We start from the raw sequence: 21,510 nt of genomic DNA, 5'->3' as shown, positions 1-21,510 counted from the left end.
AAGGAACGCCATGCACCCCCTCAACCGCCGCGGTTTCCTCGGCCTCACCGCCGGCCTCTCGATCGCCGCCCTCGCCGGCTGCGGCACCGCCGAACCGGTCACCTCCGCGTCCACCCCGCGCACCGGCGGCCGGCTGCGCGCCGCGTTCGCGGGCGGCGGGGCGAAGGAGGTGCTGGACCCGCACCTGGCGAACCTGTTCGTGGAGGCCGCCCGGTCCAAGGCGCTGTACGACAAGCTCGCCGACCTCGGCCCGGACGTCTCCGCCCAGCCCAGACTCGCCGAGAAGTGGGAACCGGACGCCACCCTGACCCGCTGGCGGATCACCCTGCGGCAGGCCACGTTCCACGACGGGAAGCCGGTGCGCGCGGACGACGTGCTGGCCAGCTACGCCCGCATCCTCGACCCCGCCCGCGCGTTCCGGGCCAAGTCGAGCCTCGCGTTGATCGACCTGCCGAACAGCCGCGCGGTGGACGAGCGGACGGTCGAGTTCGCGTTGAAGCGGCCGTTCGTGGAATTCCCGAACGTGCTGGCGGCGTTCGGCGCCTACATCGTGCCCGCCGGCACGGAGGACTTCACCGCGCCGGTCGGCTCCGGTCCGTTCCGCTTCGTGTCGTTCGAGCCGGGCAAGTCGGTGCTGCTCAAGCGGCACGACGGGTACTGGGAGGGCGCGCCGCACCTCGACGAGCTGGAGTTCGTGATCGCCAACGAGGAGTCGGCGCGGGCGAACGCGCTGCTCGGCGGCCAGGTCGAGTACGCGCACGACCTCACCCCGACCACCGCGCGCGGCCACGCGGCCGGCGACCGGATGGCGATCCACCGCGCGCCCAACAGCGCCGTGCAGGCGTTCGCGATGAAGCTGGACCGGCCGCCGTTCGACAACCGGGACCTGCGCGAGGCGATGTTCCTGCTGGCCGACCGGCCGCAGCTGGTCGAGTCGGTGCTGGCGGGCTCCGGGCAGGTGGGCAACGACCTGTTCGGCAAGGGCTACCAGCACTACGCCGACGACATCCCACAGCGCACCCGCGACCTGGACAAGGCGAAGTTCCTGATCCGCCGCGCCGGCGCCGAGGGCCTCACGGTCAAGCTGGACACGTCCACCGCCGCGGCCGGCATGGTCGAGGCCGCCACGGTGTTCGCCGACCAGGTCAAGGGCTCGGGGCTGACCGTCGAGGTGGTCACCGGCAACAAGGACAGCTACTGGGCCGACACGCTCAAGAACGGCTCCATGTCGAGCTTCCGGTCCGGTGCGATGCCCATCGAGACGCACATCGCGCAACGGCTGCTGACCGGTTCGGGCACCAACGTGACCAAGTGGGCCCGTCCCGAGTTCGACGCGCTGTACGACAAGGCCGTGTCCACTGTGGACGACAAGCAGCGCGGCGAGGTGTACCGCGAGCTGCAGCGGTCCCTGCACGCCGAGGGCGGCTACCTGATGTGGGGCTTCGCGGACTGGATCGTCGGCGCCGCGCCCAACGTCGGCGGCATCTCCACCGCGCCCGCGAACACGCTCGACTGGGCGCGGTTCGACCAGGTGTGGCTGGGATGAGCTTGCGCCGGTACGCGGCCCGCCGGCTGGCCATCGGCCTGGTCCAGGTGCTCGCCGTCGTCACGGTGGTGTTCCTGCTGGTGCAGGCGCTGCCGGGGGACGCGGCGGTGGCGTTGGCCGGCGACAACCCGGATCCGCAGCGGATCGAGCAGATCCGGGCCGCGATGGGGCTGGACCGGCCGCCGCTCGAACGGTTCGGCGAGTGGGTCGGGGGGTTGGCGCGGGGCGACTTCGGCGTGTCGCTGATCTCCGGGCGGCCGGTGGCCGAGTTCCTGCACGACGGGCTGGGTCCGACGCTCGTGCTGGCGGTGCTCGCCCTGGTGCTGCTGATCCCGTTGTCGGTGCTGCTGGGCGTGCTGGCGGCGTTGCGCGAGGGCGGTCCGCTGGACCGGGTGGTCACGACGGTGACCGTGGGTCTGCACTCGATCCCGGAGTTCGCGCTGGCCGTGGTGCTGATCGCGTTGTTCGGGGTGCAGTTGCGGTGGCTGCCGCCCACGGCGGTGGGCGCCGACCTGCTCGGGCAGCCCGCCGTGCTGGTGCTGCCGCTGGTGGTGCTGGTCGCGCGGCCGTTGTGCTCGATCAGCAGGCTCGTGCGGGCCGGGATGATCGACGCGCTGGCGTCCGACCACGTCCGGCACGCGCGGCGGCTGGGCATCGGGGTGACGCGGATCCGGTTCGCGCACGCGTTGCCGACCGCGCTGGCGCCCGCCGTGCAGCAGGTGGCGCGGACCACCGACTGGCTGCTCGGCGGCGTGATCGTGGTCGAGGCGGTGTTCGTCATCCCCGGTCTCGGCACCGTCCTGGTGGACGCGGTCGCGGGCCGCGACCTGCCGGTGGTGCAGGGCCTGGCGGTGGTGTTCGCGGTGACCACGGTGGTGGTGAACCTGGTCGCGGACCTGCTCGTGTTCCGGCTCGCGCCGCGATCGGTGGCGATCGCGTGAGGGGCGTCGGGTGGCTGCTGGTGCTGGTGCCGTTGGCGCTGGCGCTGGTGGGGCCGTGGTTCGTGCCGGACGAGCTGACCCGCGGCGCGCCGTTCGTGGAGAACTCGTCGCTGGGCACGGACTTCGTGGGCCGGGACGTGTGGCACCAGGTGCTCGCGGGCGGCCAGACGGTGGTGCTCGTGGCGGTGCTGGCGACGGTGTTCTCGTACTTCCTCGGCGTGCCGTGGGGCGTGGTCGCCGCGATGACCCGCCTGCGGATCGTGGACGAGGTGCTGATGCGGCCACTGGACCTGCTGCTCGCGGTGCCGTCGTTGCTGGTGCTGATCCTGGTGGCCGCCATCGCCGGGCCGGGGCTGACGGTGCTCGTCGCGGTGGTGGCGCTGGTCAACTTCCCCGACGTGGCGCGGATCTCGCGGGCCGCCGCGCTGGAGATCGCCGGACGTCCGGCGCTGGAGGCGATGCGGTTGCAGGGCGAGACGTGGTGGCGGACGTCCATCGTCTACACGGGACGGTCGATGCTCCGGACGTTGGCTGCCGACCTGGGCGTGCGGCTGACGGGCGCGCTGTACCTGGTCGCGTCGGCCAGCTTCCTGGGCGTGGGTGTCGCGCCGGACGCCGCCGACTGGGCCGTCATGGTCGACCGCAACCGGGTGGGGCTGTTCCTCCAGCCGTGGGCGGTGGTCGTGCCCGCGTTGCTGATCGTGGCGTTGTCGGTCGGCCTGAACCTGGTGTTCGACCGGGCGCTGAAGGCGGAGGCGCGGACGTGACGCCGGTGGTGCACGTGGAGGGCCTGCGCGCGGTCGCCGGGTCGCACACGCTGGTCGACGGCGTCAGCTTCGCGCTGTCCGCCGGGCAGGTGGTGGCACTGGTCGGCGCGTCCGGCAGCGGCAAGACCACCACGGGACTGGCGCTGCTCGGCGAGCACGCGCCGGGTGTGACGGTGAGCGGGCGGATCACGGTGACCGGCCGGGTCGGGTTCGTGCCGCAGCAGCCGTCGGCGGCGCTGAACCCGGTGCGGCGGCTCGGTGGCGTGTTCCGGGAGATCGCCGCGCTGCACGCCGGCGACCGCGACGCGCTGATCACGTCCGCGTTGCGCCGGGCACGGGTGCCGGTGGAGCTGCTGCGCCGGTACCCGCACGAGTTGTCCGGCGGCCAGCAGCAGCGGGTGGTGCTGGCGCAGGCGCTGATCGGCGACCCGGCGGTGCTCGTCGCGGACGAGCCCACCACCGGGCAGGACCCGATCACGCGGGCGGAGGTCGTGGACGAGCTGTCGTCGGTCGTGGCGCAGGGGGTGGCGTTGGTGCTGCTCACGCACGACCTGGACGTGGTGCGCGCGTTGGCGGACGAGGTCGTCGTGCTGAGGGCCGGTCAGGTGGTGGAGGCGGGCCCGATGGCCGACGTGCTCGACCGGCCGCGGTCGGCCTACACCGCCGCGCTGGTCGCGGCACAACCCCGGGTCACGGTGTCCGCCGAACGGCCGGTCGCGCCCGCCCGGCTGGAGACGCGTGCGGTGACGGCCCGCCACCGCGCCACGACGGTGCTGCACGACGTGGCCGTGCGGGTGGGCGCGGGTGAGTGCCTCGCCGTCGTGGGGCGGTCGGGTAGCGGCAAGACCACGCTGGCCAGGTGCCTCGCCGGGCTGCACGCCGGGTTCACCGGTGACGTGCTGCTCGACGGTCGCCTGCTGCCCCGGTCGTTGCGCCGCCGTTCACGGGCCCAGTTGGCGGCCGTGCAGTACGTGTTCCAGGACGCTCGCGCGTCGTTCGACGCCTACCGGACGGTGCTGGACCAGGTCGGCCGGACCGCCGTGCGGCTCGGAGGCGTCGCCGACGCGCGTTCGGCGGCGTTGGCGGAACTCGCGGCCGTCGGGCTGGACGAGGCGACCGTGACCCGCCGGCCCGCCGCGCTGTCCGGCGGCGAACTGCAGCGGGCGGCGTTGGCGCGTGCCCTGCTGGCCCGGCCGGACGTGCTGGTGTGCGACGAGATCACGTCCGGTCTCGACACCCTGACCCAGGCGAGCCTGCTCGACCAGCTCGCCGCGCTGACCTGCACCGTCGTGCTGATCAGCCACGACTTGGCCGTCGTCGCGCGGCTCGCGGACCGCGTCGCCGTGCTGCACCAGGGGCACGTCGTCGAACAAGGGCCGGCGGGCGACGTCCTTGGCTCCCCCACCCATCCGGTGACCATCGGCCTGCTGGGCCGCTCCATGGAAGGAACAGAGGAGAGGAAGACATGACCGTGTACCACCGCGAAGTAGGGCCCTACGAGGTCCGCCTGGCTTCGCCCACCGATGTGGACGGCGCGCGCAGCGTCATGCTGGACACGTTCTACCAGGAGTTCGGCTACGGCTACCGGCCCGAGTGGCACCGTGACGTGGTCGACCTCGACGGCGCGTACCTGCGGCCCGAGCGGCACGCGTTGTTCGTCGCGGTCAAGGGGGACGAGGTGGTGGCGACCACCGGGGTCCGCGCCACGGCTCCGGCCAGCCCGCCGCACCCCGCGTGGCTGGCCGAGCGCTACCCGGACGGCAGCACGGCGCAGTTGTTCCGCGTGTACGTGCGGCCGGACCACCGGCGCTCGGGGTTGGCGCGGGCGTTGGTCGCGATGGCCACGGAGTTCGTCGCGGGCACGCCGGGCTACGAACGGCTGTACCTGCACACCGACACCAGGATCGCGGGGGCCGAGCCGTTCTGGCGTTCCGTGGCCGAGGAGGTGCACGACGCGCGTGACGGCGACCCGATTAGCTTCCAGACCGTCCACTTCGAGATCCCGTTGGCACGCTGAGATATCAGGTCACCCGTCACGTCGTCGGCGGAGCAGGTCCGCCAACGACGTGGCGGGGTGGCCGGTGAGGGTGGGCACGGCGTCGCTCACCTCGGACAGCTCGCCGTTCGCGATGGCGGTGTAGGTGGAGACCCAGGCGTCGACCTGCCAGTCGGGCGCGCCGTACCCCGCGCGTGAGCGGTAGGCCTCTTCGACGGTCTCGGGGTGGTAGGTGATCGTCCGGCCGGTGGCTTCGGACAGCACTCGGGCGACTTCGTGCAACGTCAGGGCCTGGGGGCCGGTGAGGTCGTACGTGCGGCCGGCGTGGGCCTGCGGGTCGGTGAGCACGGCGGTGGCGGCGTCCGCGATGTCGTCCTGCGCCACGGTGGCCACCCGACCGTCGCCGGCGGGGCCGCGCAGCACGTCGTCCGTTCCGACCATGCCGGGCAGGAAGTCGGCGTAGAGGTTGTCGCGCAGGAACGTGAAGGCGAGGCCGCTGGCCTCGATGTGCCGTTCGGTGGCCCAGTGGTCGCGCGCGAGCGTGAAGGTGGCGTCCGGCGCGGCGCCCGCGAACGAGATGTAGACGAGGTGGGCGACACCCGCGGCGGCCGCGGCGTCGATGAAAGCGCGGTGCTGGTCCACGCGGTCCACCGATTCGGAAGCCGAGACCATCAGGACGGTCGGGATGCCGTCGAGGGCTCGGCGCACGGCGTCGTGGTCGGCGAACCCGGCCTTGGCCACGGTGGCCCCGGGCAGGTCCGGCGCGCGGGACGGGTCGCGGACGAGCAGCACCTGGGCGTGCCCGGCGTCCGCGAGGCGGCGGGCGACACGTCCACCGAGGTGGCCGGTGGCGCCCGTGACGGCGATCGAAGGCATGCGGCGTGGTCCCCTCTCCCCTGATCACGCCGAGTCTCCCACCCCGGGCGGGACGCGGCTCGCCGTCAGGGCCTCGAACGCGGTCGAACCGAATTCGACGCTGGTGCCATGACCGGCACTGGCCGGATCGGTGGTGCGGGCGCGATCGACCCCTCGGACGACGCGCCCGCACCCACGATCACCAGTGCAGGTGCGGCAGCTCCGCGATCCGGACCAGGTCCGCCTCCGCCAGCGGCGGGTTCGGCCGGGTCGGGGCGTCGGACGCGCCGCCGGTGTCCGCGACGTTGGAGGTCTGGACGCTGATCCACGTGCCGTCCGCCGCCTTCGCGTTCAGCGACAGCCGGGTCACGCCGCCCTCCACGACGGTGTCCAGCGCCGCCTTGCGGCCACCCGACAGGTCGACCAGGCGACACGTCGCACGACCGCCGCAGTCCACCTCGCCGGCGCCGGGCTTCTCCAGGTTCACCATCACCCAGCCGGTGCCCGCCGAGTCGGTCAGGTTCGCGAGGGCGCGGTAGCCGCCCTGCCGGACGCGGAACATCAGCGCCTCGTCGGCGGGTGTCCGCTCGACCTTCAGACCGGGCGGGATGACGGCAGCCAGCACCGAGCCCAGCTGGGCCGCGCGCTGGTCCGACGGGGCGGGAGGCACCGGGCCGCCCGCCACCTGCACCTTCAGCTGCGGCGCGGCGGCGATGGCGGTCAGCTGGTCGTCGTCGAGGACCCTGGTCACCGAGCCCCTGCCGCCGGTCTCCGTGACGCGCACGTACGTGCCGTCGGCACGCCACACGTCGGCGCTGACCAGCGTCGCCTCCGCACCCGGCTCCACGGTGACCCGTGCCGTCGAACCGTCCGGCAGCACCTTGGCCGAGCACCGCGTCTCCGGCGTGTACAGGACGCACCCGGCGGGCGGCTGGCCGCCGAGCGGTCGGACGTAGACGAAGACCGACCGGTCGCCGGTGAGCCGGAAGTCGCCGCCCCAGCTGCCGTCGATGGCGCACAACCGCAGGGGCGTCGCCTCGACCCCCGCGGGCAGCGGCAGCGGGAACTGCCGGAACGCCTCGGTGAGCCGACCCGACTCGGCCAGCTCCGCCGGTGTCGCCGTGCCGCGCGGCAGGTCGGGGAAACCCCCGGTCATCGACTCCGTGACACAGCCGGGCGTTGCCGCGACGGACGACGTCACGGTCGTCGGCGACGTGGACAGCATCCCGGCGGGCGGGGCCGAGGTCGGCGCGAACGTCCCGCTCACCGCGACCGCGACCACCGCGACGACACCCACCGCCGCGGCGGTCAGCGCGCCGAGCCGCCGACGTGCCCGCCGCTTGCGCCCGTCCTCGACGACCTGCTCGAACTCCAGGCCCAACGCGGGCTCGTCCGCCAACGCCGACCTGATCATGTCCCGCACCTCGTCGCTCACGAGCCCTCCCACAGCACGGTCCGCTTGGTCGCCAGCGCACGGCGCAGGGCGCCCAACCCCTTGGCCACCTGGCTCTTCACCGTTCCCTCGCTACAGCCGAGCGCCGCCGCCGTCTCCGCGACCGGCAGGTCCTCCCAGTACCGCAGCACGACCGCGGCACGCTGCCGCGGCGGCAGCGCGGCCAACGCCCGCCGCACGTCCATGGCCTCCTCGACCCCCGTCGACGCCGCGGCCACCTCCGGCACCGCCTCGACCACCGTCTCCGGTCGCCGCCCCCGCCACCGCGACTCGTCGATCACGGCCCGCACCAACACCTTGCGCACGTACGCGTCGACCCGTCCGTCCCGGTCCAACCGCCCCCAGTGCACGTAGACCTTGGCCAGCACGGTCTGCGCCAGGTCTTCGGCCCGGTGCCAATCGCCGCACAACAAGAAAGCGGTCCGCCGCACGACGGCCGCCCGTGCCTCGAAGTACGCCCGGAACTCGCGGTCCCGATCGTGCACGTGACACCTCCTCCACTCGGTCACCTCCTATACGGCGTCCGCACGCACCCCGTTGCCCGTAACTTTGCGTGACCACGGCGAAGGGCCCGCGCGCCCCCGAGCGCACGGGCCCTTCGAACCGCCTGATCAGCCGGCGGGCCGCACCCCCATGGCGTCCACGACCCCCGTGGTCACGGCGGTGAACTCCAGCACGGTCCCGGCCTCGAAGTCCGCCACGTCGTCGGTGGCGACCAGCCGCTCGCCGATGAACCGGCCCGTCTCCGGGTCGATGATGATCTCCCGGCGCCGCTCGCCGTCGTCGACGCCCAGCGCGATGCCGACGCGACCGCCCAGGTTGGCCCGCTCCTCGGTCACCTCCAGGCCGTCGATCCTGGTCAGCGCCTGGTAGAGGGCGGCACGCACGTCCTTGCCGACCAGCCCGCTGCGCAACGCGTCGGCGGCGTAGGCGAACAGCGCGGCGTCACCTGTGTCGTTGACCGGCGCGTCGGCCCGCAACCGCGCGAACAACGCGTCCGGGTCGGTCGGCAGGCCCGCCTGCCACTCGGCGGTCGGGTTCTGCCAGGAACCGGGGTCCTCGCACTTCGACTCGCCGAAGAAGTCGCCGCACATCGCCCGCCACTCCCCCTCGGGCTGGCCGCCGCCCTGGCCGCCGGGCCGGCCGCCGGGCTGGCCGCCGCGCTGACCATCGCGCCGGCCGGCCACGCCGGCCGCCTCGGCCTCCTCCTTGGTGCCGAGGACCCACTGCTCGTTGCCGGTGACGTCCCGGCGCAGCATCCACTCGTCGCGCGGGTCCGCGGGCGCCCACGTCTCCAGCAGGTGCTCCGTGAGCCGGGCGAAGACCTTCCCCTCCACCGAGGAGGTGCCCATCCACCAGGCGTGCGTGGCGACGTAGCGGTACTGGCCGGGCCCGACGGGCTCGTCCACCGCGCCGACCGACTGGGCCGCCGCGCGGTCGAGCGTGCGCACGGCCTCGGCGGTCGCCGGCGCGGGAGGGCCGAACGACACGGTCTGCGCGATCAGCGCGCCGGCGACCAGCAGGACGACGACCGCCGCACCGGCCAGCCACCGCCTGGTCGACCGGCGAGGTCGGTGCTCCTGCGTCGTGGTCACTTCCGGCTCCCCCTGCTCGATGGTCGCGATCAGCGCCGCCCTGGTCCTGGCGAGCACCGGCTCGTCCGCGCGGACGTCGGCGTGCAAGGCGTCCAGCGCGGAGTCCAGCTCGTCCTCGGTCCAGACGCGGCGGATGTTGTCGTCACTCATCGCCGCTCCTCGTGTGTTCGGTGGTCGACGCGTGCGACCGCAGCCGCCGCCGCACGCGGTGCAGGCGGGAGCGGACCGTGCCGACGGGGATGCCGAGCGCCTCGGCGACCTCGTTCGAGTCCAGCCCGGCCCAACTGGTCAGCAGCAGCACGTCCCGGTCGCCGGTGTCCAGCTCGACCAGCGCGCCGGCCAGCAGCCGGGCCCGCGCCGAGGCGTCGACCTGGTCGGCCACCCGGTTCTCGTGGCCCTCCGCGCCCGCCGCCGACCCGGCCGCCCGTGCCGCCGCGCGCAACCCGCGCACCTCCTGCCGCACGTGTCTGCGCAGCAGGTTCGTGGCGATGCCGTAGAGCCAGGAACGCGCCGTGCCGCGGCCGGGGTCGTAGCCGGCGCGGGTCTGGAACGCGATCAGGAACGTCTCGCCGACCAGGTCGTCGGCCAGGTCGCCGACCCGGCGCGCCAGGTAGCGGTGCAGCGGCCGGGAGTGCCGGTCGAACAGCTGCCCGAAGAGCCGCGACGGGTGCGGTCCGGACAGGTCCGGCCGGTCGTCGGCGTCGGCAGCCCCGCCGCCGGCGTGCTCGGTCATGATCCTCACACCAGGTGTTGCCCGCAGCGCGCCGCCGCGTTCACGGCGCTGTGGGAGTGGCCGTGACTTTACGGTCGGCCGGCGACGGCGCGGGCGGGTGGTGGTGGCGCGGGCCGCGCTCGGGGGCGTTCGATGTGCGGGGGTCGAACGCACTGGCTCGACCAGGCGGAACGGTGTCGCCGAACACCGGTGGGGTCGGCCGGATCGTCGGTCAAGGGAACGTCAGCCGTTCCAGGTCAGCGGGAGCCGGGGCGGTAGGCGTCGTTCACGGCCACCGGACCCGCGCCGCCCGTGACGCCTCCGCCGGGGAGGTGGATCGTGCCGCCCACCGCGACGGCGGCCGTGCCGTGGCGCGGGACCGGCATCGGGGCCAGGCGCTCCCAGCGGTCGCGGGCCGGGTCGTACACCTCGTGCTCGGCGAAGACGCCGTTCGCGCCGGGCGCGTGGTTGCCCTCGCCGCCGAACGCGTGGATCCGGTGGCCGACGACGGCGGTCGCGATGCCGCCCCGGGCGGTCGGCATCGGGGCCCGCCCGGTCCAGCGGCGGGTGCGCAGGTCGAGCGCGTACACGGTGTCCCGGACGTTCGCCTGGCCCCGGTCGCGTCCGCCGAGCACGTAGAACGTCGACCCGAGGATCGCGCCGCCCACGTGGTCGCGTGCCTCGGGCAGGCTGGGCAACGACTCCCAGCGACCGGTCACGACGTCGTAGGACGACACCGCGTCGACGGTGTCCTGCAACCCGCCCGGCCCTGGCGTCAACGTCCGCATGCCACCGGCGAGGTAGATCTTCGTCCCCCGCACGCCCATGGCGGCGCTGCCGCGCTCGGTCCCGGCGGGCATCGGCGGCAGCGCGGTCCACCGGTCCGTCCGCGGGTCGTAGACGAAGCTGTCGCGCAACGCCCGCCACGACGTGCCGCCGGACAGCCCCCCGACGACGTAGAGCCGACCGCCCACCGCCGCCACGTTCGGGTGGTTCATCGCCACCGGCAGGGGCGCCGCCTCCGACCAGCGATCCGTCCGCGGGTCGTAGACCTCGACCTGGTCCGTGGTGACGACCCCGCCGCCGGCGTTCGGGACGACGCCGCCGATGACGTAGACCCTGCCGTCGAGCGCCGCGACGCTGTGCTCCTGCCGCGGCCCGCCGGCGATCGGCGCCAAGGGTTTCCAGCCGTCGCCGTAGACGGCCGCCGGTGGCGTGCCGCCGGGCGTCCCGTGTTCGGGGTGGGCGTGGGCCGTCGGGGCGGCCACCAGCGCCACGCCCGCGGCCAGGGCGGTCCATCGTCGCATCGCAACCTCCGCTTGCACGTCGTTACATCGCCTCTATAGCGACGTTAGACGCCTTCTATAACGGTGACAAGCACCGGTATAGTGCGGTTACATGAGTGACGGGCAGCAGGCGCGGGAGCGCATCCTGGCGGCGGCGGCGGCCCTGGTCGGCGAGGTCGGCATCGAGGGCACGTCGATCCGGGACGTGTGCGCCGCCGCAGGCGTCACGCCGCCGACCGTCTACCACTACTTCGGCGACAAGCGCGGCCTGCTCGACGCCGTGGTCGCCGACGGGTTCGAGCGCTACCTCGCGGAGAAGCGCAGGCGTCGCCCGTCCGCCGACCCGGTGGCCGACCTCCGCCGCGGCTGGAACGGGCACGTCGAGTTCGGGCTGCGCAACCCCGCGTTCTACGGGCTGATGTACGGCGGCGTGCGGACCGGGCAGCACCCGGCGGCGCTGGAGGGCGAGCGGATCCTCCGCCGGATCGTCGAGCGGATCGCCGAGGCGGGCCTGCTGCGCGTCACGGTGGACCAGGCCGTGCAGACCGTCCACGCCGCCACCGTCGGCACGACGATCCTGCTGATCGGCAACCCGGACGCGCCGGGCGCCGAGGGGCTGTCCGAGCGCAACCGCGAGGCCGCGTTCGACGCGGTGCTGATCACCCGGCCGGACGCGGACCACGGTGGCCTGCCCGCCGAGGCGGAGAAGCTGGTCGCGCTCGTGGCGCAGACCCCGGATGCCCCGCTCACCCCCGGCGAGCGGGGCATCCTCCTGGAACTGCTGGCCAAGCTCGCCCGGGCCAAGGCCTGAGCTACGCCTCCCTGGCCCACGCCTTGGCCAGCGCGAGCTTGCCGCCGGTGTGCAGCAGCGACCCCGAGTACACCCGGCTCGCCAGCAGCACGGTCAGCACGACCGTCCCGGCCAGCAAACCCATGGCCAGCAGCGGTTCCCACAGGGCCGCGTCGCCGGCGAACAGCCGCACCGGCATCGCGATCGCCGACGAGAACGGCAGGAACGACAGCACGGTGAGCACGGCGACGTTGTCGGAGAAGAACATCACGCCGAAGTACGGGCCCATCACCAGCAGCATCACCAGGCCCATGCTCGAACCCAGGTCCTCCTGCCTGCTGACCAACGACCCGGCGACCGCCCACATCGCCGCCAGCAGCACGAAGCCGAGCACCAGGAACGGCACGAACCAGCCCAGCGCGGGCGCCACCAGCGCCAGCAGCTCCGAGTGCCCGCCCAGCCGCAACGCCACCGGCGCGGCCACCGCGATCACCACCACCTGGCCGATCGTCAGCAGCGAGTGGCCCGCGATCTTGCCCGCCAGCAGCGCGCGCACCGGCACCGTCGACACCAGGATCTCCACGATCCGGGTCTGCTTCTCGGTGACCGTGCTCTGCGCGATGGCCGTCCCGCTCATCCCGAACATCAGGAACACCAGGGCGAACACCATGATCACGAGCTGCCGCTGACCCTGGCCGACCTCGGCCGGGTCGAGCAGGTCGACCGGCGGCGCGGTGCGCAAAGCGGCCACGACGTCGGTCGGCGGGTCGGCCAGCGCGACCACGCGGATGCCCGTGGCCGACTCGCCCGTGGTGTCCGGCACGACCGCCGCCTCCACCTCCTCCGAGCGGACCAACGCCTCGGCGGCGGCCACGTCGTCGACCGCGCGGACCTCCACACCGGTGTCCGTCAACGCCTCCGCGGCCCGCGTGCCGACCGTGGCCACCTTGGTCTCACCGCCGCCGAGCACGGTCGGCAGGATCGACATCGCGAACAACCCCACCACGATCACGCCCAGGCCGATCCAGAAACCCTTGGCGCGCAGGAAGGTCTTCATCTCCCGCTCCGCGACCAGCCGGGTGGCCGCCGCGAAACCCCGCTCGCGCGAACGCCGCCCGCCGGCAGGCTCCCGCTCCGTCACGCCGGTCATCAGATCGCCTCCATGAAGATCTCGTCGAGCGTCGGCACGACGGGGGTGAAGCTGCGCACGGAACCCCGGCGCAGGGCGGCCTCCAGGACCACCTGGTCCACGCCGGGGTCACCGTCCGGCTCGAACACCACGCGCGGACCGTCCACGTCGACCACCCGGACGCCCGGCACGTCGCGCACCCACCCGGCGTCGGACGCCACGACCAGCTCGAACCGCGTGGTGCCGTACCGGGTGCGCAGCTCGTCCCGCGCGCCGCTGACCGCGATCCGACCGCCGGAGATGATCACCACGTCGTCGCACAGCCGTTCCACCACCGACAGCTGGTGGCTGGAGAACAGCACCGGCACGCCGTCCGCGGCCCGCTCGCGCAGCACGCCGAGCACCGTCTCGACCGCGATCGGGTCCAACCCGGAGAACGGCTCGTCCAGGATCAGCATCACGGGGTCGTGCACCAGCGCGGCGGCGACCTGCGCGCGCTGCTGGTTGCCCAGCGACAGCTCTTCGAGCTTGTCCTTCGCCCGGTGCCCCAGTTCGAGCTGGTCGAGCAGCCGTTCGGTGTTGCGCCGCGCGGTGTCCTTGTCGAGGCCGTGCAGCTGCCCGAGCCAGGCGATCTGCTCGGCGACGCCCATCTTCGGGTACAGGCCGCGCTCCTCGGGCATGTACCCGAACCGCTGCCGCACCGAGCCGGTCACCGGCGAGCCGTGCCAGGCGACCGTGCCGCCGTGCGCGGCGAGGACGCCGAGGACGATGCGCATCGTGGTGGTCTTGCCGGACCCGTTCGCGCCCAGGAACCCGGTCATGCGGCCGGGTCGGACCTCGAAGGACACCCCGTCGAGGACTTGGTGGTCGCCGAAGCTCCGGTTCACCGACGTCACTGTCAACATGACCGCAACGCTAGGTCGCGGCCGGCTCCGGCACGTCCGGCGCGAGATCGACTCCGCGGGTCATCCTCGCGGAGGACCCCCTTGGCCCGGCTCCACGATCCCGTGCTCGTAGGCGAACACGACGGCGTGCGTGCGGTCGCGCAGGCCCAGCTTGGCCAGGATGCGCGACACGTGCGTCTTCACCGTCGTCTCGCCCAGGTACAGCGCGCCGGCGATCTCCGCGTTGCTCGCGCCGCGGGCGAGGTGGACCAGCACCTCGAACTCGCGGTCGGTCAGCTCCGCGGGCCGCCGCGCGGGCGTGGCGGGGGCAGGTCCGGTGAACCGGGCGATGACGCGCCGGGTGACTTCCGGCGACAGCAGGGCGTCACCCCGGGCGACGACCCGCACCGAGTCGACCAGGTCCTCCGGCGAGGCGTTCTTGAGCAGGAAACCGCTCGCGCCCGCGCGCAGCGCCTCGAACAGGTAGTCCTCGCGGTCGAACGTGGTGAGGATGACGACCTTGATCGGGTTGCCCGCGCCGTCCGGGCCGAGGATGCGCCGGGTGGCCTCCAGCCCGTCGACGCCCGGCATCTGCACGTCCATCAGCACGACGTCCGGCTGGAGCCGGCGGACCACGTCCACGGCCTCCGCGCCGTCACGTGCCTCGCCGACCACCTCGATGTCGTCCTCGGTGCCGAGGATCACCCGGAAGCCCGCCCGCACCAGGTCCTGGTCGTCGGCGAGCACCACGCGCAAGGGGGTCGTCATGCCGGGAACCTCGCACGGACCCGGTACCCGGCGTCACGGCGGGGTCCGACTTCCAGCTCGCCGCCGTGCACCGCGACCCGTTCCCGCATGCCGACCAGGCCGAACCCGGCCGTGCCCGCCGACGTGCCCTTCGGACCCCGGCCGTCGTCGGCCACCTCGACCTCCAGCGAGTTCTCCAGGAACCGCACCCGCACGTCGGCCTTGCGCGCGTCGGCGTGCTTCACCACGTTCGTCAACGACTCCTGCACGATCCGGTACACCGACAGCGCGACGCCCTCCGGCACCGGCCGCGGCTCGCCGTACACGCCGTGCTCCACGTCCAGCCCGGCCGACCGCGCCAGTTCGGCCAGCTCGGGCAGCTGGTCCAACCCCGGCGACGACGTCTCGCCCGTCTTCTCCGGCACGTCCTCCTGGTCGGCCCGCAGCACGCCCAGCAGGCCGCGCAGCTCGCCGATGGCCGTGCGCGCGGTGTCCTCGACGGTCCGCAGCGCCTCGCGGGCCAGCTCCGGGTCGCGGTCGAGCACCCGCCGTGCCGCGCCCGCCTGCACGCCCATCACCGACACGTGGTGCGCCACGACGTCGTGCAGGTCGCGGGCGATGCGGACGCGTTCGGCGACGATCGCGCCCCGCGTGTTCTGCTCCTGCGACCGGCGCAACTGCTCGGCCCGGTGCTCCAGCTCGGCCTGCCGACGTGCCGAGACCCACGCCATCTCGCCGAAGAAGTACGCGGACAGGAAGAACAGCACGTTGAACCCGATGCCGTAGAGCACCGTCGCGAGCACCGGGTCCAGCGGCCCGGCCGCGCCCTCGAACGGCGGCAGGGGGCTCACCAGGAACCGCACCAGCCCGAACCCGAGCCAGCCGAACATCGCCACGATCACCGCGATCCGCGCCCACCGCGCCCGCGTCCGGTCCTGCCCCCACGCGCCCGCGCTGAAGATGGCCAGGAACAACGCGACCGAGGGGACGAGGTTGTCCCCCACCTGCCTCGTCTGCACCACGATGAGCAGCGCGCCGACGACGAACATCACCGTCAACGGGTAGCGCCGCCGCGCCACCAGCGGCAGGGTCAGCGCGGCTCCCCAGGCCAGCTGCTCGGCCAGCGGCGGCCCGCTCTCCCACAGGCTCGCGCCCATGCTGTTGATCAGGACCGTCACCGCCACGGCGCCCGCCAACGCCGCGAGCGCCACCCAGACGTCGTTGCGCCGCTGTGCCGCGGTGGGCCCGGGACGCCGCCACCGCGCCCACACGGGCTCGTGACCGCCCTCACGCGACCGTTCGTCCGCCATGCCCGAGAACGTAACCCGACCGGCGTCCGCCCAGCGCGCCGGTCCGCTGCGGTGAGGCGTCCCCGCCCGACTCGCGGGGCGTCCTAGTCCGCGCCCGACCGCGTGGCCGTGACGACGAGGGCGGTGTAGCGCATCGTGAAGCTGCCGCCCACCGCGTCGACGGCGGCGGCGGTGGCGGCCAGGACCTCGTCCAGTTGGGTGGGCGTGAGCAGGGCGGTCGTGCCGGCGGTGGGCAGTTGGTCCAGCCACTCGTCGCGGGTGTAGGTCCGTTCCCAGTCGAACCGCCACTCCTCGGGGTCGCCGAACGCGCCGGACTGCCGGATGCCGTCGACCGCCTTGGTGGTGAACGGCGAGTGCCCGGTCGTCGTGGACGAGAAGGCGGCCAGGGAGTCCGGCAGCACGCGGCGGTAGACGTCGGCCAACGCCTCGGCCAGGTCGGGCGGCGGTTGGGCGACGTTCCAGAACACGGCCAGCCTGCCGCCGGGCCGCAGCACGCGGGCCGCCTTGGCCGCGCCCGCCACCGGGTCGACCCAGTGCCAGGTCTGCCCGGAGACGACGGCGTCGAACACGCGGCCGGCGGGGTCCCAGTCCTCGAACCCGGCCACCTCGACGTCCAGACCGCGCCGCCGGGCCCACGCGGCCATCCGCGGGTCGACCTCGACGCCGAGCACCCGGCACCCGGCCGCCTGGAACAGCCGGGCCGCGATGCCGGTGCCCGTGCCGACGTCCACCACGTCCGGCCCGGGGCTCGCGGCGACGATCGCCCGCACCATGGCGTCGGGGTAGGAGGGTCGGGCGCGGTCGTAGCGCTCGGGATCCGTGCCGAACGACTCGGCCAGGGCACGGGCGCGGTGTGGTTCCGAAGGTAGGGTGGGCATGCGCCCACTATGAGTGGGCACATGCCCACTCGTCAACCGAGAGGACCGCCGTGCCGACCGGTGTCGCCATCCGCGACGTGCGCGAACAGCTGTTCGACGCCGCCGACCGCATCCTGCTGCGCGCCGGGCCCAGCGCGTTGACCAGCAGGTCCGTCACCACCGAGGCGAACGTCGCCAAGGGTGTCCTGCACCGGCACTTCGAGGACTTCGACGCGTTCCTGGCCGAGTTCGTGCTCGACCGCGTGGACCGGATGGACGCCCAGGCCGCCGCCCTGCGCGAGGCCGCGGGCGCCGGCACGGTCGCCGACAACCTCACCGACGCGCTGACCGCCCTGTTCGGGTCGGTCGCGGTGGCGATCGTGGCGCTGGTGACGTTCCGGGACGACCTGCGGGCCCGGTTGCGCGAGACCTGGCCCGCCGGCGTCCCGGTGCTGACGGAGGCGGTGACCATGATCGCGGCCTACCTCGCCGCCGAACGCGACCTCGGCCGCATCGCACCGGACGCGCCGGTCGACGCGCTCGCACCCACCCTCATCGGCACCGCGCACCTGCTGTTCGCCGACCGCGGCGCACGGCCGGAGCGCGAGGCCGTGCACCAGGCCGTGACCGCGGTCGTCGGCGGGGCGCTGCGACACCCCTGAGTGCCCGTCGGCACCGCTGGGGCTGCCGGTGACAGCGGCCCGAGCGTCAGCGCGGCTGGACCCTGGTGGCCGTGTCGCCGAACACGAACGGGGACGGTTCGCACTCGGCGATGAAGTCGCCGGGGAACCCGAGCCGGAACTCCACCGCGGCCTCCAACCGGCGGACCGCGTCGTCGGGCAGGGTCAGGTCGAGCGCGCCGACGTTCTCGGTCAGCTGCTCGACGCTGCTCACGCCGACCAGCGGCAGCACCGCCCGGGACTTGGCGCGCGTCCACGCCAACGCCACCTGCGCCGGGCGTGCGCCCAGCTCGTCCGCGACCTCCCGGACGGCACGGGCCGCCGCACGGTCGCGTTCGGTGAGACCGGCCGGGTCCACGCGCCTGCCGGCCGCCCCGGACAGCTTGCCCGCCGCGAGCGGCGCCCAGGCGGTCACGCTCAGGCCCAGCGCCTCGGCCATCGGCAGCAGCTCGCGCTCGGCGTCGCGCTTGAGCAGGTTGTAGGGCACCTGGAGCCCGGCGAACGGGGTCCAGTCGCGCCACTGCGCGAGCGTGTTGGCGCGGGAGACGACCCAGGCCGGCGCGTCGGAGATCCCGGTGTAGAGGATCTTGCCCGCGCGCACGGCGTCGTCCAGGGCGCGCATCGTCTCCTCGACCGGGGTGTGCCGGTCCCAGATGTGCACCCAGTAGACGTCGACGTAGTCGGTGCGCAGCCGGCGCAGGCTCCGCTCCAGCGAGGCCGTCAGGTTCTTGCGGTGGTTGCCCGAGGCGTTGGGGTCGGCGGCGTCGCGCGACAACGTGTACTTCGTGCCGATGACGAACCGGTCGCGTCGGTCCACGATGGAGCCGAGCAGCTCCTCGCCGTCGCCGTAGGCCGACGCGGTGTCGAGCACGTTGCCGCCCGCGTCGGCGTAGGCGTCCACGATGCGGCGGGACTCGACGGGGTCGCTGAGGGTCATGGTGCCCAGCAGGAGTTCCGACACGCGCAAACCGGTCTGGCCGAACAGGCGGTACTTCATGGTCATGCCGCCCAGCCTGGGACGGCGGGCCGGCCGGAGGGAGGCCCTCGCGGGGTCCCCCTCCGCCTAGACTCGGCGACCATGAACGCGTTGGGCGGGTTCCTGCGCGCCCGCCGGGAGGCGATCGCCCCGGCCGAGGTGGGTCTCCCGACCGGGCCGCGCCGCCGCACGCCGGGTCTGCGCCGGGCGGAGCTGGCTTCGCTGGCCGGCGTCAGCGTCGAGTACCTGACCCGGCTGGAACGCGGGCGTGACCGCCACCCGTCGGCGCAGGTCATCGGGGCGTTGGCGGACGCGTTGCGGCTGTCGTCGCACGAGCGCGTGCACCTGCACCGGCTGGTGAAGGGAGGCGGCGCGGTGTGCCCGGCGATCCCGGAGCCGCGTCCCGTGCGGCCCACCGTGCTGGCGTTGCTCGACCGGCTGGAGCGGACGCCCGCGTTCGTCGCGGACGCCCGGGACGACCTGCTCGCCTGGACCGCCGGGTTCCGCCTGCTGGCCGCGCCTGCCGGCCTGCTCGACGTCGACCGGCCGAACTTCGCGCGGTTCGTGTTCGGCGACGACAGGGCGCGCACGGCGTTCCCGGACTGGGAGCGGGTGGCCGACGACCGCGCCGCCGCCCTCCGCACGGCGGCGGACCTGGGTGACGGCTCGGCGGCCGTGCTGGCGGAAGAGCTGTCGATCACGGTGGGCGCGGAGTTCGGCCGCCGCTTCACCGCCGGGTCGGTGCCGGGAGGCACGGGCGTCGAACGGTGGCGGCACCCGGAGGCGGGCGTGCTGCGCCTGGCCTACGAAACCCTGACCGTGCCGGGCGACGAGGACCACCGCCTGGTCGCCTACCTGCCCGCCGACGAGGCGACGGCGCGGGCACTGGACGCCCACGCCCACGCCGCCACCTCGTAACGCGGCGCGCGTCTACAGCACCGCGGCCAGCTCTTCGATCGCCGCCGACGGATCCGGCCCGATCGGGAACAGCACCGCACTGTCCACACCGGCCGCGAACAGCTCGGCCAGGCGCGCCTTCGCGTCCTCGGCCGTGCCGGTCACCGCGAGCTGCCGCACCCACTCCGCGGGCAGCCTGCGCACGAACTCCTCCCGGCTGCCGCACTCCCGCCGCAGCGCCGCGAACTCGGCCGCGAACGGCAGCGGGGCCAGGTGCGGCGCCCAGTCCGGCTCGCCGATCCACTCCAGGCCGGCCCGGACCGCGTCGATCGCGACCGACGCGTCGGCGTGCACCGCGGCCACGTTGTAGCCGACGAGGCGGTGCGGCCTGCTCGCGTCGATGTGCGCCAGCGCCGCCCGCGCGTACTCCGGTGTCGTCGGCTCGGCCAGGACCGTCCCGTCCGCCACCCGCCCCGACAACGCCAGCGAACGCGGCCCGCGCACGCCGGCCAGCACGCGCGGCGGGTCGTCCGGCACGCACGCGGCCTCCAGGGACACCCCGTCCAGCCGGACGTACTCGCCCGGCTCGACCGACTCACCGCGCACCAACGCGGTCACCGCGCCCAGGTACTCCTCCAGCAGCGTCAACGGGCTGGCGGGCCACTCGCCCACCGACCGCATCCACCCCGGCATGCCGTGCCCGATGCCGATGTCGACCCGGCCGGGGAACAGCTGGGCCAGCGTCGCCGCCTCCATCCCGGCGAACGCGGCGTTGCGCGCGCCGGCGGGCAGCAGCCCGATGCCGACGCGGATCCGCTCCGTCACCGCCAGCACCGCCGCGGCCTGGGCGATCCCGCCGCGGAAACCCAGGTCCTCCACCACCCACAGCTCGTCGAACCCCAGCTCGTCGGCACGCCGCGCGAACGGCAGCACTCGGGACGGCGCGAGGTCTCGGGGCAGCATCACCCCGACCGATCCGGAACGACTCACCACGACTCCTAGGTCCGCAGGTACGAAGCGCCGTTGAGGTCGAGCACCGCGCCGGACGCCCACTCGGCCGCCGGCGAGGCCAGGTAGACCACCGCGGCGGCCACCTCCTCCGGCTTCGCCACCCGTCCGAACGGGCTCTGCGCCAGCACCTCGTCGGTCACCATGTCGGCCACCCGGTCGGTGCCGACGAAACCGGGAGCCACCGACGCCACCGCGATGCCGTGCGGCGCCAGGGACACCGCCAGCGACTGCCCCATCGAGTGCAACGCCGCCTTGCTCGCGCCGTACGCGGGCATGTCCGGCTCGCCGCGGAACGCGCCGCGCGACCCGACGTTGACGATCCGCCCGCGGACGCCGCGCGCGATCATGTGCCGGGCCACGCAGTACGACATGTCGGCCGCGCCGAACACGTTCACCGCGAACGTGCGCCGCCACAACGCCTGCCACTGCGCGTACGGGAGGTCCAGCGACCCCAGCTCGACCAGGCCCGCGTTGTTGACCAGGACGTCGATGCCGCCGAGGGTCTCCGCGGCGGCGTCGACCACCCGCTCGATCGCCTCCGGGTCGGCCAGGTCGACGTCCGAAGAGGACAGCGCGACGACCTCGTCGCCGAGGTCCCGGAAGGCCCGCGCGATGGCCGCGCCGATGCCGCGGCTGCCGCCGGTGACCAGGACACCGCGGCTCACTTGGCGAACACCTGCGACTCGTCCTTGAACGCCTTGAACTCCAGCGCGTTGCCCGCCGGGTCGCGGAAGAACATCGTCCACTGCTCACCCGGCTCGCCCGCGAACCGCAGGTACGGCTCGATCACGAACTCGGTGCCGGCCGCGCGCAGCCGGTCGGCCAGCACGTGGAACTCCGGGATCGGCAGGATCAGGCCGAAGTGCGGCACGGGCACGTCGTGGCCGTCGACCGGGTTGCGGCCGGAGTCGCCGCGCGGGCCGGGCACGACGTGCGTCACGAACTGGTGGCCGTAGAAGTTCCAGTCCACCCACTTGTCGTCCGAGCGCCCTTCTTCGAGCTTGAGCACACCGCCGTAGAACTCGCGGGCCCTGGCCAGGTCGTCGACGGGAACAGCGAGGTGGAAACCGGGTCTCAT

Annotated in this window: 23 protein-coding genes; 8 read left to right on the top strand and 15 right to left on the bottom strand. The window is 73.9% G+C overall.

What is annotated here, in order from left to right; genetic code table 11:
• Nucleotides 1-10: 10 nt before the first annotated feature.
• The 5 genes from ADK67_RS36095 to ADK67_RS36075 are packed head-to-tail and all read left to right on the top strand — an operon-like array spanning nt 11 to nt 5,271.
• Nucleotides 11-1,546: an ABC transporter substrate-binding protein gene (locus ADK67_RS36095; protein ID WP_053721048.1), complete on the top strand. Its 1,536-nt coding sequence runs from the start codon at nt 11-13 to the stop codon at nt 1,544-1,546.
• Nucleotides 1,543-2,487, top strand: a complete 945-nt coding sequence (locus ADK67_RS36090) for an ABC transporter permease (RefSeq protein ID WP_053721047.1) — start codon at nt 1,543-1,545, stop codon at nt 2,485-2,487. The genes ADK67_RS36095 and ADK67_RS36090 overlap by 4 nt, the downstream gene beginning before the upstream one ends.
• Nucleotides 2,484-3,254: an ABC transporter permease gene (locus ADK67_RS36085; RefSeq protein ID WP_231648512.1), complete on the top strand. Its 771-nt coding sequence runs from the start codon at nt 2,484-2,486 to the stop codon at nt 3,252-3,254. Before ADK67_RS36090 ends, ADK67_RS36085 begins: the two co-directional genes overlap by 4 nt.
• Nucleotides 3,251-4,723 carry an ABC transporter ATP-binding protein gene (locus tag ADK67_RS36080; protein WP_053721046.1) on the top strand — a complete coding sequence of 491 codons (1,473 nt, stop codon included), beginning with the start codon at nt 3,251-3,253 and terminating at the stop codon, nt 4,721-4,723. Before ADK67_RS36085 ends, ADK67_RS36080 begins: the two co-directional genes overlap by 4 nt.
• Nucleotides 4,720-5,271: a GNAT family N-acetyltransferase gene (locus ADK67_RS36075; RefSeq protein WP_053721045.1), complete on the top strand. Its 552-nt coding sequence runs from the start codon at nt 4,720-4,722 to the stop codon at nt 5,269-5,271. The genes ADK67_RS36080 and ADK67_RS36075 overlap by 4 nt, the downstream gene beginning before the upstream one ends.
• A 9-nt stretch (nt 5,272-5,280) precedes the next feature.
• Here ADK67_RS36075 and ADK67_RS36070 read toward each other — a convergent pair whose 3' ends face one another.
• The 6 genes from ADK67_RS36070 to ADK67_RS36045 all read right to left on the bottom strand — a co-directional run bounded on the left by ADK67_RS36070 (nt 5,281) and on the right by ADK67_RS36045 (nt 11,172).
• Nucleotides 5,281-6,126 carry an SDR family oxidoreductase gene (locus tag ADK67_RS36070; protein WP_053721044.1) on the bottom strand — a complete coding sequence of 282 codons (846 nt, stop codon included), beginning with the start codon at nt 6,124-6,126 and terminating at the stop codon, nt 5,281-5,283.
• Nucleotides 6,127-6,304: 178 nt separating this feature from the next.
• Nucleotides 6,305-7,540, bottom strand: a complete 1,236-nt coding sequence (locus ADK67_RS36065; protein ID WP_157621189.1) for a hypothetical protein — start codon at nt 7,538-7,540, stop codon at nt 6,305-6,307.
• Nucleotides 7,537-8,043 (bottom strand): SigE family RNA polymerase sigma factor, encoded by a 507-nt coding sequence (locus ADK67_RS36060; RefSeq protein ID WP_053721042.1) that lies wholly within the window; start codon nt 8,041-8,043, stop codon nt 7,537-7,539. The genes ADK67_RS36065 and ADK67_RS36060 overlap by 4 nt, the downstream gene beginning before the upstream one ends.
• Nucleotides 8,044-8,169: 126 nt before the next feature.
• Complete coding sequence (locus tag ADK67_RS36055; protein WP_053721041.1) at nt 8,170-9,303, bottom strand: CU044_5270 family protein; 1,134 nt, start codon at nt 9,301-9,303, stop codon at nt 8,170-8,172.
• Nucleotides 9,296-9,886: an RNA polymerase sigma factor gene (locus tag ADK67_RS36050; RefSeq protein WP_053721040.1), complete on the bottom strand. Its 591-nt coding sequence runs from the start codon at nt 9,884-9,886 to the stop codon at nt 9,296-9,298. The genes ADK67_RS36055 and ADK67_RS36050 overlap by 8 nt, the downstream gene beginning before the upstream one ends.
• Nucleotides 9,887-10,122: 236 nt before the next feature.
• Nucleotides 10,123-11,172, bottom strand: coding sequence for a Kelch repeat-containing protein (locus tag ADK67_RS36045; RefSeq protein WP_053721039.1), 1,050 nt, complete (start codon nt 11,170-11,172; stop codon nt 10,123-10,125).
• A 91-nt stretch (nt 11,173-11,263) separates the two neighbouring features.
• Between ADK67_RS36045 and ADK67_RS36040 the strand changes: the two genes are divergently transcribed.
• On the top strand, nt 11,264-11,962 hold the full coding sequence (locus ADK67_RS36040) for a TetR/AcrR family transcriptional regulator (RefSeq protein WP_053721038.1): 699 nt from the start codon (nt 11,264-11,266) through the stop codon (nt 11,960-11,962).
• Nucleotide 11,963: 1 nt separating this feature from the next.
• Here the strand turns inward: ADK67_RS36040 and ADK67_RS36035 are convergent, their stop codons facing one another.
• From ADK67_RS36035 to ADK67_RS36015, 5 genes are all read right to left on the bottom strand, one after another.
• On the bottom strand, nt 11,964-13,091 hold the full coding sequence (locus tag ADK67_RS36035; protein WP_053721037.1) for an ABC transporter permease: 1,128 nt from the start codon (nt 13,089-13,091) through the stop codon (nt 11,964-11,966).
• Nucleotides 13,091-13,975 (bottom strand): ABC transporter ATP-binding protein, encoded by an 885-nt coding sequence (locus tag ADK67_RS36030; RefSeq protein WP_053721036.1) that lies wholly within the window; start codon nt 13,973-13,975, stop codon nt 13,091-13,093. The genes ADK67_RS36035 and ADK67_RS36030 overlap by 1 nt, the downstream gene beginning before the upstream one ends.
• A 60-nt stretch (nt 13,976-14,035) precedes the next feature.
• Nucleotides 14,036-14,722, bottom strand: a complete 687-nt coding sequence (locus ADK67_RS36025) for a response regulator (protein WP_053721035.1) — start codon at nt 14,720-14,722, stop codon at nt 14,036-14,038.
• Complete coding sequence (locus tag ADK67_RS36020) at nt 14,719-16,011, bottom strand: sensor histidine kinase (RefSeq protein WP_053721034.1); 1,293 nt, start codon at nt 16,009-16,011, stop codon at nt 14,719-14,721. Before ADK67_RS36020 ends, ADK67_RS36025 begins: the two co-directional genes overlap by 4 nt.
• Nucleotides 16,012-16,094: 83 nt before the next feature.
• Complete coding sequence (locus ADK67_RS36015; RefSeq protein WP_053721033.1) at nt 16,095-16,889, bottom strand: class I SAM-dependent methyltransferase; 795 nt, start codon at nt 16,887-16,889, stop codon at nt 16,095-16,097.
• A gap of 50 nt (nt 16,890-16,939) precedes the next feature.
• On the opposite strand from ADK67_RS36015, the gene ADK67_RS36010 reads away from it, so the two are divergent.
• Complete coding sequence (locus tag ADK67_RS36010; protein ID WP_053721032.1) at nt 16,940-17,530, top strand: TetR/AcrR family transcriptional regulator; 591 nt, start codon at nt 16,940-16,942, stop codon at nt 17,528-17,530.
• A gap of 46 nt (nt 17,531-17,576) precedes the next feature.
• On the opposite strand, the gene ADK67_RS36005 is transcribed toward ADK67_RS36010, so the two are convergent.
• Nucleotides 17,577-18,551 carry an aldo/keto reductase gene (locus ADK67_RS36005; protein WP_197289772.1) on the bottom strand — a complete coding sequence of 325 codons (975 nt, stop codon included), beginning with the start codon at nt 18,549-18,551 and terminating at the stop codon, nt 17,577-17,579.
• A gap of 75 nt (nt 18,552-18,626) precedes the next feature.
• On the opposite strand from ADK67_RS36005, the gene ADK67_RS36000 reads away from it, so the two are divergent.
• Entirely contained in the window at nt 18,627-19,442 is an 816-nt protein-coding gene (locus ADK67_RS36000) for a helix-turn-helix domain-containing protein (RefSeq protein WP_053721031.1), read from the top strand.
• A 12-nt stretch (nt 19,443-19,454) separates the two neighbouring features.
• On the opposite strand, the gene ADK67_RS35995 is transcribed toward ADK67_RS36000, so the two are convergent.
• Genes ADK67_RS35995 through ADK67_RS35985 form a run of 3 tightly spaced genes read right to left on the bottom strand, consistent with a single transcriptional unit; the run spans nt 19,455 to nt 21,510 of the window.
• Nucleotides 19,455-20,411 carry an LLM class flavin-dependent oxidoreductase gene (locus ADK67_RS35995; protein ID WP_231648511.1) on the bottom strand — a complete coding sequence of 319 codons (957 nt, stop codon included), beginning with the start codon at nt 20,409-20,411 and terminating at the stop codon, nt 19,455-19,457.
• Between the two features lie 8 nt (nt 20,412-20,419).
• A complete protein-coding gene (locus ADK67_RS35990; protein WP_053721029.1) occupies nt 20,420-21,097 on the bottom strand; it encodes an SDR family NAD(P)-dependent oxidoreductase in 678 nt (225 codons plus the stop codon).
• The gene (locus ADK67_RS35985; protein WP_053721028.1) at nt 21,094-21,510 is read right to left on the bottom strand and encodes a VOC family protein; all 417 of its coding nucleotides are present in this window, start codon (nt 21,508-21,510) and stop codon (nt 21,094-21,096) included. The genes ADK67_RS35990 and ADK67_RS35985 overlap by 4 nt, the downstream gene beginning before the upstream one ends.

This window comes from Saccharothrix sp. NRRL B-16348, from assembly GCF_001280085.1.
In the GTDB taxonomy this organism is placed as follows: domain Bacteria; phylum Actinomycetota; class Actinomycetes; order Mycobacteriales; family Pseudonocardiaceae; genus Actinosynnema.
Note: the sequence above shows the minus strand (reverse complement) of the source record. Positions and strands in the feature narration are given on the sequence as shown.